The sequence below is a fragment of the Amycolatopsis dendrobii genome, from assembly GCF_014145675.1.
Taxonomy (GTDB): domain Bacteria; phylum Actinomycetota; class Actinomycetes; order Mycobacteriales; family Pseudonocardiaceae; genus Amycolatopsis; species Amycolatopsis dendrobii.
This window is the reverse complement of record NZ_JACGZW010000006.1, coordinates 326912-340154: the sequence shown is the minus strand read 5'-3', so window position 1 is coordinate 340154 and position 13243 is coordinate 326912. Positions and strand designations below refer to the sequence as shown.

General features: G+C 67.3%; 9 protein-coding genes and 1 tRNA gene. 3 read left to right on the top strand and 7 right to left on the bottom strand.

Annotation, left to right across the window (positions count from 1 at the left end):
* Nucleotides 1-30: 30 nt before the first annotated feature.
* The 7 genes from H4281_RS19650 to H4281_RS19620 form a co-directional block, all read right to left on the bottom strand.
* Entirely contained in the window at nt 31-1401 is a 1371-nt protein-coding gene (locus tag H4281_RS19650; RefSeq protein WP_182892383.1) for a preATP grasp domain-containing protein, read from the bottom strand.
* A 70-nt stretch (nt 1402-1471) separates the two neighbouring features.
* A complete protein-coding gene (locus H4281_RS19645; RefSeq protein WP_182892382.1) occupies nt 1472-2206 on the bottom strand; it encodes a beta-ketoacyl-ACP reductase in 735 nt (244 codons plus the stop codon).
* Nucleotides 2203-3279: a beta-ketoacyl synthase N-terminal-like domain-containing protein gene (locus H4281_RS19640; protein ID WP_182892381.1), complete on the bottom strand. Its 1077-nt coding sequence runs from the start codon at nt 3277-3279 to the stop codon at nt 2203-2205. The genes H4281_RS19645 and H4281_RS19640 overlap by 4 nt, the downstream gene beginning before the upstream one ends.
* Nucleotides 3276-4523, bottom strand: coding sequence for a beta-ketoacyl-[acyl-carrier-protein] synthase family protein (locus H4281_RS19635; RefSeq protein WP_182892380.1), 1248 nt, complete (start codon nt 4521-4523; stop codon nt 3276-3278). Before H4281_RS19635 ends, H4281_RS19640 begins: the two co-directional genes overlap by 4 nt.
* Nucleotides 4524-4528: 5 nt before the next feature.
* A complete protein-coding gene (locus H4281_RS19630) occupies nt 4529-4780 on the bottom strand; it encodes an acyl carrier protein (protein ID WP_037812007.1) in 252 nt (83 codons plus the stop codon).
* A gap of 171 nt (nt 4781-4951) precedes the next feature.
* The gene (locus H4281_RS19625; protein ID WP_182892379.1) at nt 4952-5704 is read right to left on the bottom strand and encodes an AfsR/SARP family transcriptional regulator; all 753 of its coding nucleotides are present in this window, start codon (nt 5702-5704) and stop codon (nt 4952-4954) included.
* Nucleotides 5705-7309: 1605 nt separating this feature from the next.
* A tRNA-Ala gene (locus H4281_RS19620) sits at nt 7310-7382 on the bottom strand.
* 846 nt (nt 7383-8228) lie between these two features.
* Here H4281_RS19620 and H4281_RS19615 point away from each other — a divergent pair.
* The 3 genes from H4281_RS19615 to H4281_RS19605 all read left to right on the top strand — a co-directional run bounded on the left by H4281_RS19615 (nt 8229) and on the right by H4281_RS19605 (nt 13093).
* Entirely contained in the window at nt 8229-9908 is a 1680-nt protein-coding gene (locus H4281_RS19615) for a pectate lyase-like domain-containing protein (RefSeq protein ID WP_512698990.1), read from the top strand.
* Between the two features lie 108 nt (nt 9909-10016).
* The gene (locus H4281_RS19610) at nt 10017-11669 is read left to right on the top strand and encodes an NAD(P)/FAD-dependent oxidoreductase (RefSeq protein ID WP_182892377.1); all 1653 of its coding nucleotides are present in this window, start codon (nt 10017-10019) and stop codon (nt 11667-11669) included.
* Complete coding sequence (locus H4281_RS19605) at nt 11666-13093, top strand: ATP-binding protein (RefSeq protein ID WP_182892376.1); 1428 nt, start codon at nt 11666-11668, stop codon at nt 13091-13093. Before H4281_RS19610 ends, H4281_RS19605 begins: the two co-directional genes overlap by 4 nt.
* The last annotated feature ends 150 nt before the right edge of the window (nt 13094-13243 follow it).

Sequence of the window (13243 nt, the reverse complement as noted above, 5' to 3'; positions counted from 1 at the left end):
CTTATTCTTCGGCTGGGCGGAAACTGGAGCTCAGTCCTGCTGCAGGACGGCAAGAGCGCGCTCGACCCGCGCGTCGATCCGGTCGACCTCGGCGGCCGAATCCCCGATGAGCACGCCGTAGAGGCGGCCGGCGAACGGAGCCCCGTCCGCGGTCTGCGCCCCGGCGTTGACGGTGGCGAAGTTGTTCACCAGCAGGCCGCTGCCCGTGCCGTCGAAAAGCAGGTCGCCGAGCACGTCGCGGACCCGGTCGAAGCCGACGCTGGCGCCGAGCCGCAGCGAGTAGTGCCGGGCCATCGCGGTCTCGCCCGCGGTGACGAAGCGTTCCTGGAGCGGCACCTGATAGGTGGACATGTTGTTGCGGGCGTTGATTTCCAGCACCGGGAAGATGCCGCCGTCCGGTTCGACGATCGCGTCCACCCCGACGACGCCGTAGTAGCCGTCGGCGGCGAGCTGCCCGCCGAGCGCCCGCGCCGCGGACCGGATGATCTCCAGCTGGGCCTCGTCCAGCCTCGGCGGAATCCGGTGTCCTTTGTGGACGCCGTTCTCGGTGATCAGCTCCTTGACGAAGTCGAAGTGCACCGAACCGTCGCGGCTCACGGTGAACTGGTAGTTGAGGTCGGCGCGCTTGTCGACCCACTCCTCGACCACGAACGCGATCCGGTCCCGGCCGTTGCGGCGGGCGGTCGCGGAGATCATCCGGCGCAACCGGTCGAGCCTGCGTTCGTCGGAGACCACCGAGATGCCCTTGCCGGAAACCCCGAACGCCTCCTTGACGACGACCTTTCGCCCGGTGGCGAGCACGGCCCCCGCCGCGGTGACGGCCTCGTCGAGCAGTTCGAGCGTGTCGCACGCCCAGCCGTTCGGCTGCCGCAACCCGAGCTTCGTCGCGACGCGGCGGCTGTAGATCTTGCTGTTCACCGCCTTGCACCTCGCCGCATCCGGAGCGGCCAGCGGCAACCCCGTCGCGGTAGACAGTTCTTCCTCCACCGCGGAGACACCGTGCGCGAGCAGATGCGCTTCGCCGGTGCGCAGCGCGGACAACGCGGCGATCAGCCACGGATCGTGCAGCGCGTCCTGGCTGACCGTGCGCGCCGGGTCCGGATCCGCGATCACGTGGATCTGCGGCAGATCCAGACCGAGCCCTTCCAGATAGCTGCGGTAACCGGGGTCCGGCGCGTGCTTGAGCACCACGTGGTCCCGCTTCCCGCCCAGCAGCAACGCGAACTCGTCCATGCTGTTGACGACCGCCATGCCGCCTGGGGCGGACACCCGGGGCAGCCCCTGCTCGTCGCGAGCCCACTGTTCTTCGACCTCGAAGTTGCCGACGAACACCAACGGGCGGTCGGCCGTGCCCAGAACCGCGGTCTTGAGCCGCGGGATGAAACCGTTGTCGGCGCTCATGACGTCCTTTCGCCAGCGCACGGATAGGACGCGGCACGCGCTGCCAGCGCTGCCGCGAGGGGGAGATCAGCTAGACGACGAAGCCGCCGTCGACCTCGAAGACGCTGCCGGTGATGTAGGAAGCGCGCTCGGAAACCAGGAAAGACACCAGGTCCGCGACTTCTTCGGGCCTGCCGAACCGGCGCAGCGGGACAGCCCGCAGCATCTTCTCGCGGGTCGCTTCGCTGAGCTTGCCGAGCATGTCGGTCTCGATCAGGCCCGGCGCGACGGAGTTGACCCGCACCCCGTACCGGCCGACTTCCTTGGCCAGCGCCTTGGTGAAGCCGAGCACGCCGCTCTTGGCCGCGGAGTAGTTGGTCTGCGTCGGATTGCCGTGCACGCCGGACACCGAGGACAGCGTCACGACGCTTCCGGCGCGGCGTTTGATCATCCGGAACACCGCCGGGCGGCACGCGTGGAAGACGCCGTCGAGGTTCGTGCGCAGGACACTCGACCAGTCCGGCTCGGACATCAGCGCGAGCGAACCGTCCCGGGTGATCCCCGCCGACGTGACCAGCGCGTCCGGCGCGCCGAACTCGTCAGCCGTGCGCTCCACCCACGCCGTGACCGCCTCGCCGTCGGCCACATCGACCTGGCTGGCCTCGACCCGGACACCCAGATCAAGGACTTCTTTGACGAGAACGTCCGCCGCGGTTCGGTTGCTGTGGTAGCAGAAAGCGACGTCGAACCCGTCCTGCGCCAGGCGGAGCACGACGGCCCGGCCGATCCCGCGGGAGCCGCCGGTCACGAGCGCGGTTTTGCTCATCGCGCACCGCCGAGCTGCAGCAGCGCGGCGGCCACCGAACCGTCGTCGTCGCAAGCGGTCACGACGATGTGGTCCTGCTCGCCGTGATCGGCTCCGTCGGCGATGCTGAGCACCGACGCCAGTCCGAACAACGCGGTCGCCGCGGAGGTGTCGCCGATGAGATCCACCGGCGGCACGCGATCCGTCACTTCGTCGCCGAACAACTGCCGCAGAGTCGCGTCCTCGGGACGGTCTGCCCCTGCGGGGAAACCGCTCCCGACTGCCGCCCACACGCGGCCCGCGTCGACGCCACACCGTTTCAGCAGCGAGGACACGGTGGCGTGCAACGTTCCGGAGAGGTCGCCGTCAAGGCAGATCCGCGAGTCGATGCCGGTGAGCGTCGCCAGCACGCTGCGCGGATCGGCCGAGTCCGCCGGTTCGAGCAGGAACATCGCACAGCCTTCGCCGAGCGTCGCCGCCCCGCCGCGCCGGTGGTGTTCAAGCCAGGACCGGGCGTCGGAATGCTCCTCGGCCGCACCGCACAACACCTGAGCCGCGCGCTCGGTCATCAGCAGCCGGCGCGCGTAGTTCAAGGCCTGCAACCCAGTGGTGCGCCCCGCGGCGATCGTCGCGTTGGGCCCCTTGAGCCCGTGCCAGATCGCGGCCTGCCCAGCCGCGCAGTTCATCACCGTGCCGGGAACGGCCGCGGGCTCGACGTGGTCGGGCTGCTCGGCGGTGACCGACGCGCGGGTGAAGTCCATCATGCTCTGCGCGCTGCCGGTCGTGGTGCCGAGCACGAACCCGATGTGCTCGCGGTCCCCGTCCGGAACCAGCTCCATGTCGGCGAGCAGCTGCTGCGCGGCCGCGACGGTCAGCCCGCTGACCCGGTTCATCGCCCGGGTCTTCTTGCGGCCGAACCTCTCGCGCACGTCGAAACTGGGCACGACGGCCGCGGGATCACCCGGCCCGCCGGGTTCGAGGACCGGCTCGCGCCGGGAGCGAACGCCGTCGGCGAACGCTTCCCGGCCGTAGCCGAAGGGAGAGATGGCGGTCCAGGCCGAGATGACCGGACGGTGCCGAGCAGATGCGGTCATCGCAGGTCCTTCTCTCGGGGTTGCCGTTCGTACCTGCCGAGCAGGACCACGGCGTTGTTGCCGCCGAAGGCCCAGCCGTTGTTCTGCACGATGTCGAGGTCGGCGTCGACGGATTCGTTGGGCACGCAGTCCACCGGGCAGTCCGGGTCGGTGTCGCGATGGTTGATGGTCGGCGGGATGAACTGCTCGGTGAGCGCGATCGAACACCCGATCGCGGCCAGCGCGCTCGCCGCGCCCATCGAATGCCCCAGCATGGATTTCATCGACACGGTGCGCGGCGGCTTCGGCCCGAACAGGTCGCGGATCGCCGCGGATTCGGTCATGTCGTTGGCTTTGGTCCCGGTGCCGTGCGCGGAGATCAGGTCGATCTCGGCGGGTTTGACCCCGGCGTCGGCCAGCGCGAGCTCCATGCAACGGGCGATCCCGGCCTGATGCGGCGCCACCGGATGATGCGCGTCGCAGGACATGCCGTAGCCCAGCACTTCCGCGTAGATCCGCGCACCGCGAGCGAGCGCGGAGTCAAGGCTCTCCAGCAGAAGAATGCCCGCGCCCTCGCCGGTGAGGATGCCCATCCGGTTGCGGTCGAACGGACGGCAGCAGTCCGGAGCGATGCTGCGCAACCGGTAGAACGAGGTGAACGTCTTGCGGCACAGCGCGTCGGCGCCGCCGCAGAGGGCGAACTCGGCGTCCCCGCACCGGATCGCGTCGAGCGAGTTGCCGATGGCGTAGTTCCCCGCCGAACACGCCGTCGCGATGGTCCCGGTCTCGACATCGGCCAGTTCGAGTTCGCGCGCGATCGACGTGGCCAGCCGTCCCGCGGAGGTGCGCCGCACCAGCTTCGGGTCGAGACCGGCCAGCCCCGCGGAGAGTTCCCGCGCCACCAGGCCGTCGAGTTCGTGCGCCTCGCCGTCGGTGCTGCCCACCGAGACGAGCGTGCGCGCGGCGCGCAAGGTTTCCAGCGGCAGCCCCGAATCCTCGACGGCGAGCCGGGCGGCCGCGGTGGAGAAACGGCTCGCCCGGCCGAGATCGCCCGGGTCGAGCGTGCGGATCCACCGCGCGGGCTCGAAGTCGGCGACCTCGCAGCCGTTGTCGTGGGCGAACCCGGTGGTGTCGAACACCGAGATCGGCCGGACGTTGCTGCGCCCGGCGCGCAGTGCCGAGGTGAACTCCCGGACCCCGATGCCGATGCTCGACACGACACCGCATCCGGTGATGACCACCCGTCGTCCGATGCTCGTCGACATGGTCTCTACCAGCTCGCGGATTCCGAGACGACCTCGTACACCGCGCGCAGGTTGGTCATCCGGGCGAACTGGGCCTGGTCGATCGTGACGCCGAACTTCTTCTCCAGCGCGGCCAGCACGTCCATCAGCGACAGCGAATCGGCCTCGTGGTCGTCGGCGAAATCGCTGGTTTCGGTGAGCTCCGCGTCGTCGAGTTCGAGGTGCGTGCAGACGATCTCGCGGATCTGCTGCATGCGTTCGGAGACGGCTGTCGTCATGGGGGTCACTCCCGATCGTCAGGGACCGTTACAAGGGATCGGCCCGAAAACTAGCGGCGAGCAGTGACACCCTTCTGACAGCGCCCTGACGCGAGTAGCCCCGTAGGCGCGGTGTCAGCAGGCGGTCATCGGGGACTGCCATGCTGACGCCGTGGAAGAGAAAACGACGGGTCAGTCGAGAACCTGGTCCTGCATCAGGATGGACTGGTACAGCCGGCGCAGCCCCGGCCCGGGCTCCAGCCCGAGTTCGGCGCCCAGCCACTTGCGGGTGCTGTGGAAGACGGAGACCGCCTCGCCCTGCCTGCCGTCGCGGTAAAGCGAGATCATCAGGTACTCGCTGAGCCGCTCGCGCGCCGGGTTCTCCGCGACGAGTTGTTTCAAGTCGTGGGAAAGCCCGTGGTGCTCCCCAACCTGAAGCCGCGCGGAGATCAAGTCCTCCTGCACGGTAAGCCGATGCTCGTTGAGCTGCTCGGCAGCCATCCGGCAGCGAGTGCAATCGGCGACGTCGAGCAGCGCCGGCCCGCGCCAGAGCCGCAAAGCTTGCTCGAAGACCGTGATGGCACCACGCGGATCCTGCCCGAGCAACGCGGTGCCACGCTGCGCCAAAGCGGAAAACCGATGCGCGTCGACAGCCTCGGCAGGCACGGTCATCAGATACCCGCTGCTGACCGTGCGCACCACCTCGCGCTCGCCGGTCACGTTGAACACGAGCTTCCGCAACCGCGCGATGTTGGCCTGCAAAGCATTGCGCACGTTGGACACGGGTTTGTCAGCCCACAGCTCGTCCGCGAGCGTGTCCAGGGACAACGGAACTCCCGGCGACAAAGCCAGCAACGCCAGCACAGTCCGCACCTTTCGCGACGCGACTCCGTGTCTGCGGCCGGCTTGCCTGAGCGTCACCGATCCCAATAGCTCAATTTCCATATCTACCCCTGAGGAAAAATAGCCCGTCTCAAGTGACCCCACGCACCGAGCTGTCGGCCGAGCCGAGCATGTCAGACATTGAAAAGTCGGTCTACCTCCGATTGGGGTAATGAGTTGGCGTCATGCGCGACAGTTTCCCGGCGGCAATAGGAAGGCCGTTCCCCATTTGTTGCCCTCGACCTCCCGATGGTGGTGCTGGCACCAGGTGCGACAGTGGTGTTACCTCCACCAGAACCCCCTTCTGCGGCGAATACCTTGTCGTACTCGCCGGTACGGTGTTGAATCAATTAACGCGGCTGGGCGGAGCCGCATTTTCCGGCATGCGGTGAGTTCTATTTGCAGTTCCGGGCAACATTTCTGCCCGTTGCTGCCGAGTCGGCGAATGGTTATTTATTAGCGGCCTGGCGACGCAGGGTGTTTCTGTTGTTCCCCAGGGTTGCGCCAAGGCATTCGACATCATGAACGCCGCCGCTCGCCCTCTCGACTACTGGGACAGAATCCTTCTATTGCGCCAGTGTGCAATCCGCGACATCGACCGGTCGGGTCGTAACAGGGAAATTTTGCGAACTTCCGCCCTTTCGACGCAGTCCCGGCCACCTCCGCGCGCGGCCGATCCCCGCCCTCTTCCACCGCCGGGTCCCGCCCCTGCCCGAACCCGGGCTCCGACGAGATCGCGAACCACTGAACCAATCTTGTCGCTTCCCCGGTCGCGGCCGCGCCAGGTGCGAACGAGCCGGAACGAGATCACCAACGCCGTAATCGTCTCCTACTTGCCCTCAGCGCGGACTGTCGCGCGCATCCCGTCTGAGACCATCCGAAATCGGGTCTCCGCGAAACGCGACCTCACTACGAACACCGCCGACCAGCCCCACGCCGTCACGTCCGGATCGCACCCAGCCGGCGATGCACCGCGCCCAACACCCGCGTTAGCCGCCAACCCGCCTGAATCGGCACCCCGAGAATGCGCTCTCCCAACCGCGCTTCCTCGACGACCGCGGTCAAGCCCATGAACCGGCCAGCAACCAATGCCTCCCACGTGCCGCCACCTCGCCCAAGACGCCCCCTCCGGCCTGAGGGCGCGCTCCCGCCCGACAGTCCTGCCGTGCCCATCAGCCGACGTCTCCCATCGAGACCGCCATCGGGTTCCCGCCCGGACGCCGCAGTCGCCCTTGGACGAGCCTCCGTCTTGCGAGAAGAAGCGGCCATCTGCCCGCGGCGCGGCAACCCCACGCGCCTTAGCCGTAATGAACCCGCTAGCCGCCGCGGCAACTAATGCGACTTATCGCCCGCAGCCTGTCTGAAGAGGCGTCTCCAGACATCGCGACCACCTGCTTCAGCACAATGCCGTTGGACGAGATCATCGCCCTCGACGCCGCCGCACCAACACTGGTCACCCGACCGCGACCATGCCCGGCAAGCAGCAACCGCCGTCAACGAACTTCCCAGCCCGATCGCCGAGCTTCCGACGCCAACCCGCAGTCCAGCAGCACCAGCCCCGGGCAATCGACCGTCTAGCGGACCCGGCCGCATCAATTCATGCCCACGAATGCAAAAAACCCTCCGGCCAACCTGAACTGCGTGGCCGAAGGGTTCCTATGCAACTTGTGGAGCTAAGGGGACTCGAACCCCTGACCCCCTCACTGCCAGTGAGGTGCGCTACCAGCTGCGCCATAGCCCCGAAGCAGAGGTGAACTCCGCATCTCGTATGGACATACAGTACACCCCGCCTTCGGCTCCTTCGTCAGGGGGTCGGTTAGGCGTCGCGGCCACGCCAGAACGGCGCGCCAAGCTGGCCGAACCTGCATCTCCACTGCCCACCCTGGGCGCATTAGTGCAGGTCGACTGCCCTTCCTGACTTTTCTTCAGGTTTGCGTTGAGTGTCAGTGTGTCCGCGATTACATTCCTCCGCAGTCGCGACCTTCGAGCCGACTCCCGCCACGAGGCGAACCGCACCCCCGGCCAAGGTCGCTCGGCCGCCTGTCTCGGCAAGGAGGTGACGATGAATCCCGAATCACGGAGAGTGGCCGCTCCGCCGCTGACACCTCCGAGTTCGACCGCCTACCTCCCCGGCCGGAACAGCGGAACGCCGCCTCGGCAGCCCCTCGATGCCCACACTGACGCATGGCCCGCCCAAACCGAGACCGCGAACGCCCAACGAGCCGCTACTCGGCTGCTCGTCACGCCCGCCCCGCTGGCCCGCCCGTACACCGGCACCGGAACAAACGCGCACGATTGGCACTTCCACCTCACCCGCAAGGGCGATGCAGAGACGACCACCCGGCCCCCGCGCCCTGCGTCGTCGAAGGACAAGAACGCCTCGGAAACCAGCTGTGCCGCAGTCCCGCCGCGACTGCCGTCCACCGAGCTTGACCCGCAATGGCCAGCACATCCGACCGCTGCGGTTGTCGATCTTGCCCCCGGCCGAGACCGCGAACCCCGTCCGGCCGGGTTGGCTGCCGACCGCGAGAAGCCGCAGCAGCACGGCCATCATGACGCCGCCAACGAGTCGTTCACACTGATCTCCGTGGGTGGCACTACTTCTCCGCCGCCGGGACAAGTGGACCTGGGGCCGAACGTCGTCGTTTTCGAACCGTCGATGCCGAGCGAGAGCATCCAGCGCAAGCTGGACGCGATCTTCGCGGAGCAGGAGAAGAACCAGTTCGGCAGTCAGCGCTACGCGGTGCTGTTCAAGCCCGGTGCGTATTCCAACGACGTGAACGTCGGCTTCTACACCCAAATTCTCGGACTGGGCAGCACCCCCGACGCCGTGACGATCAACGGCGCGGTGCACGTAGAGGCTGACTGGTTTCCCCCGAACAACGCGACCCAGAACTTCTGGCGCGGCGCGGAGAACCTGTCCGTGAACCCGGTCGGGGGCGCGGATCAATGGGCCGTCTCGCAGGCGAGCCCGTACCGGCGCATGCACGTCCGCGGCGACCTTCGGCTCGACGACGGCGGCGGCTGGTCGAGCGGGGGCTGGATCTCGGACACGAAGATCGACGGCCAGGTCCGTTCCGGATCGCAGCAGCAATGGATCTCGCGCGATTCGCACTTCGGCGGCTGGACCGGGTCCACTTGGAACATGGTGTTCGTCGGAGTGAACGGCGCTCCCGCCGGCACCTTCCCGGACCCGCCGTACACGACGATCGACCAGGCCCCGGTCGTCCGCGAGAAGCCGTGCCTCCAGATCGACGAGTCCGGTCACTACCGGGTGTTCGTGCCCGCCCTGCGAAGCAACACCTCCGGGGTCACTTGGGAACACGACAGCGCACCAGGTGTCGCGTTGCCCATCGACCAGTTTTTCATCGCGAAGCCAGGCACTACCGCGTCCGAGATGAACGAAGCTCTGCGGGCGGGCCAGAACCTGCTGATCACCCCAGGCGTGTACCACCTTGATCAGCCGCTCCAGGTGACTCGCCCGGACACCGTCGTCCTCGGCCTTGGCATCGCGACCTTGATCCCAGACGGCGGGATCACTGCGATCAACGTCGACGACGTGGACGGCGTAAAGATCGCCGGCCTGCTGATCGACGCCGGAACGACCTCGTCGGCCACGCTCATGCAGGTCGGCGATCCCGGGTCGGACGCCGACCATTCGGCGAACCCGACCTCGCTGCACGACGTGTTCTTCCGCGTCGGCGGTGCCGCCGCGGGCAAAGCGCACACCAGTCTCGTCGTCAACAGCAACCAGGTGATCGGCGACCACCTGTGGCTCTGGCGAGCCGACCACGGCGCCGACGACAGTCACGTTGGCTGGAGTTTCAACACCGCCGACACCGGCCTGGTGGTGAACGGCGACGACGTGACCGTCTACGGGCTGTTCGTCGAGCACTTCCAGAAGACGCAGGTGACCTGGAACGGAAACGGCGGGCGCACCTACTTCTTCCAGAACGAGATGCCCTACGACGTCCCTGACCAGGCAGCCTGGATGAACGGCGGGAGTGCGGGCTACGCCGCGTACCAGGTCGCCCCGGACGTGACCAGCCACGAAGCCTGGGGCCTTGGCAGCTACTGCTTCTTCAACACGAACCCGTCGGTGTCCTGCTCGCACGCTTTCGCCGCTCCGGACGCTCCCGACGTGCGGTTCCACGGCATGGTGACGGTGTCGCTCAACCACCAGGGAACGATCGCCCATGTGATCAACGACGTCGGCGCGACCACCCAGGCGGGGACGAAGCCGGTCAACTTGGTGCGCTATCCGTAGCCGCCACCTGAGCAACCGGTGCCCGCCGCGGTGGCGGCCGCGACGGGCACCGGTCCCTGATTCTGTTGTTTGCCGCGACAGCCGACGGGACACCGTAGGCTGTGCCGTGTGAGCCAGCCGATCCTGATGACCGTCGACGACGACCCCGCCGTTTCGCGGTCGGTGGCGCGCGACCTGCGTCGCCGCTACGGCAAGGACTACCGCGTCATCCGCGCCGATTCGGGTGCCGACGCCCTCGACGCACTTCGCGAGATCAAGCTGCGCGGCGACGCCGTCGCGGCGATCCTCGCCGACTACCGCATGCCGCACATGGACGGCATCGTCTTCCTGGAGAAGGCGATGGACCTCTTCCCGAACGCCCGGCGCGCGCTGCTGACGGCCTACGCCGACACAGACGCCGCGATCCAGGCGATCAACCTGGTCGACGTCGACCACTACCTGCTCAAGCCCTGGGACCCGCCCGAGGAGAAGCTGTACCCGGTCATCGACTCGCTCGTCGAGACCTGGCTGGCGGTCGGCGATCGGCCGGTGGAAGAGACGAAGCTGATCGGGCACCGGTACTCGGCGCCGTCGTTCCGGATGCGCGACTTCCTGGCTCGCAACGCCGTCCCGTATCGCTGGTACTCGGTCGACGACGAGGAAGCCGGCCGTATTCTCCAAGCCGCCGGCGCGTGCGAGACCGACATCCCGGTCGTGGTGACGCCGGACGGCACGGTGCTGAAACAGCCATCGGGAAGCGAGATCGCCGATGCGGTGGGCCTTTCCACGCAGCCCGCGCAGGACTTTTACGACCTGGTGGTGATCGGCGGCGGTCCGGCCGGACTCGGTGCCGCGGTGTACGGCGCTTCCGAGGGACTGCGGACCGTGCTGGTCGAGCGCAAGGCCACCGGCGGCCAGGCCGGAACCAGCTCCAGGATCGAGAACTACCTTGGCTTCCCGGACGGAGTGTCCGGCGCGCAGCTCACGGATCGAGCCCGCCGCCAGGCGCAAAAGTTCGGCGCCGAAGTGCTTACGGCCCGCGATGTCGTGGGTCTGGAAGCGCGCGGGTCGAGCCGGGTCGTGACCTTCGGCGACGGATCCGAGATCGCCGCGCACTCCGTGATCCTTTCCAGCGGCGTTAACTACCGAGCGCTGGAAGCCGAGGGAATCGCGGAGCTGACCGGCCGAGGTGTCTACTACGGCTCTGCCGCGACGGAAGCACCTGAGTGCTCGAACGACCACGTGTACATCGTCGGCGGTGCGAATTCCGCGGGCCAGGCGGCGGTGTTCTTCGCCCAGCACGCCACCGACGTGACGCTGCTGGTGCGCGGCGCGTCGCTGGAGTCGTCGATGTCGCACTACCTCATCGAGCAGATCGCTGCCATCGAGAACGTGCACGTCCGCACGCACACGACGGTGATCAAAGCGCACGGGGACGATCACCTCGAGTCCATCACGGTCTGCAAAGACGGCGTGACCGAGAAACTGGACACGGAACACCTCTTCATCTTCATCGGAGCCGCTCCGCGCACGGAGTGGCTGGGAAAGAGCGTCCTCAGGGACGCCCACGGATTCGTCCGGACCGGCCCAGACCTCGTGGAGGACGGACGCAGGCCGCCGGGATGGACCCTTGACCGCGATCCGCATTACCTGGAGTCGTCAGTGCCCGGCGTGTTCGTGGCCGGAGACGTGCGCTCGCAGTCGGTGAAACGCGTGGCGTCCGCCGTCGGCGAGGGTGCGATGGCCGTGACCCTGGTCCACCGTTACTTGGAGGAACAGTGACTCAGCCCGCCTTGCCGCGCGAGGAACTCCGCGGCCTGTTCTTGTTCGAACACCTCTCCGACGCGCAGCTCGACTGGATCGAGCAGAACGCGGTGCGCGAGGAGTTCAAAGCTGACTCCGTGGTGATCCGCGAGGGCGACCCGGCCACGTGCTTCTACGTTCTGCTCAACGGCGCGCTGCGGATGACCCGTGTGGTGGCCGGCGCCGAGGTCGAGATGAAGAGGTCCGATCAGCGCGGTTCCTACTGCGGTGCAACGCAATTCCTGGCCTACCAGGACAGCGAAGCCACCTACGGCGCGACGATCTACGCCGTCAGCGACCTGACCTTCCTCACGCTCCCCGCCGCGGAGTTCGCCGTCGAATTCCGGCAATGGTTCCCGATGGCGGCGCACCTGCTGGAGGGGATGTACCTCGGCTGGCGCAACACCGACGCGCTGGTGTCGTCGCGCCGCAGGCTCGTCGCTCTCGGCGAGTTGTCCGCGGGGCTCATGCACGAACTCAACAACCCGGCCGCAGCTGCGGTACGAGCCACTGCCGCGCTGCGCGAGCGAGTCGCCGGCATGCGGCACAAGCTGGCGATCCTGGCGAAGAAAGACATCGACCCGGACCTGCTCGAACTGCTCCTCGACGTGCAGGAACGCTTGGTAAAGCAGGTCGGCGACGCGCCCAAGCTCTCCGCGATGCAGCAAGCCGACCGCGAGGACGAGATCGGCGACTGGTTCGACGACCACGGCATCGACCAGGGCTGGGACCTCGCCAGCATCTTCGTCGCCGCCGGGCTCACCCCGACGAATCTCGACCATGTGCTGGAGTCGGTGGGCGAAGGACTGCTCGACGGCGCGATCCGCTGGCTCGCGTACGCGCTCGAAACCGAGATGCTGATGGGCGAGATCGAAGACTCGACCAGCCGGGTTTCCACGCTCGTGGGCGCGGCGAAGCAGTACTCGCAAATGGATCGCGCCCCGCACCAGTTCATCGACGTCCATGAAGGACTCAACTCCACGCTGGTGATGATGTCGGGCAAGCTCGGCGAGGGCATCCGCGTGGTCAAGGAATACGACTGCTCGATCGACCGGGTTCCCGCCTACGCAGCCGAACTGAACCAGGTGTGGACCAACATCATCGACAACGCCGTCGGCGCCATGGGCGGCGAGGGAACGCTGACCCTGCGCACGTGGCAGGTCGGCAAGCAGGTGCGGGTCGAGATCGGCGACACCGGGCCGGGGATCCCGGAAGAGGTGCGCCAGCGCATCTTCGAACCGTTCTTCACGACCAAAGGCGTCGGCGAAGGAACTGGTCTCGGGCTGGACATCTCGTGGCGGATCGTCGTGGAACGGCACTCGGGCGACATCAAAGTGACGTCGGAACCGGGTGACACGCGGTTCGAGGTCTGCCTTCCGGTGGAGGAGCAAGCGTCGCTCTGAACGCGCGCTTGCCCGTGGATGTCCGGCACGGCGCCGGGATCTTCGGGTTCTTCGGAGCAGTTCTGCGGTGGTTGTCATCGGTGGTCTCCCCTCGGAGCGAACTGACGGCTCGATTCCGAGGTTAGCCGAGCGCACCGACAAGATTTCGGG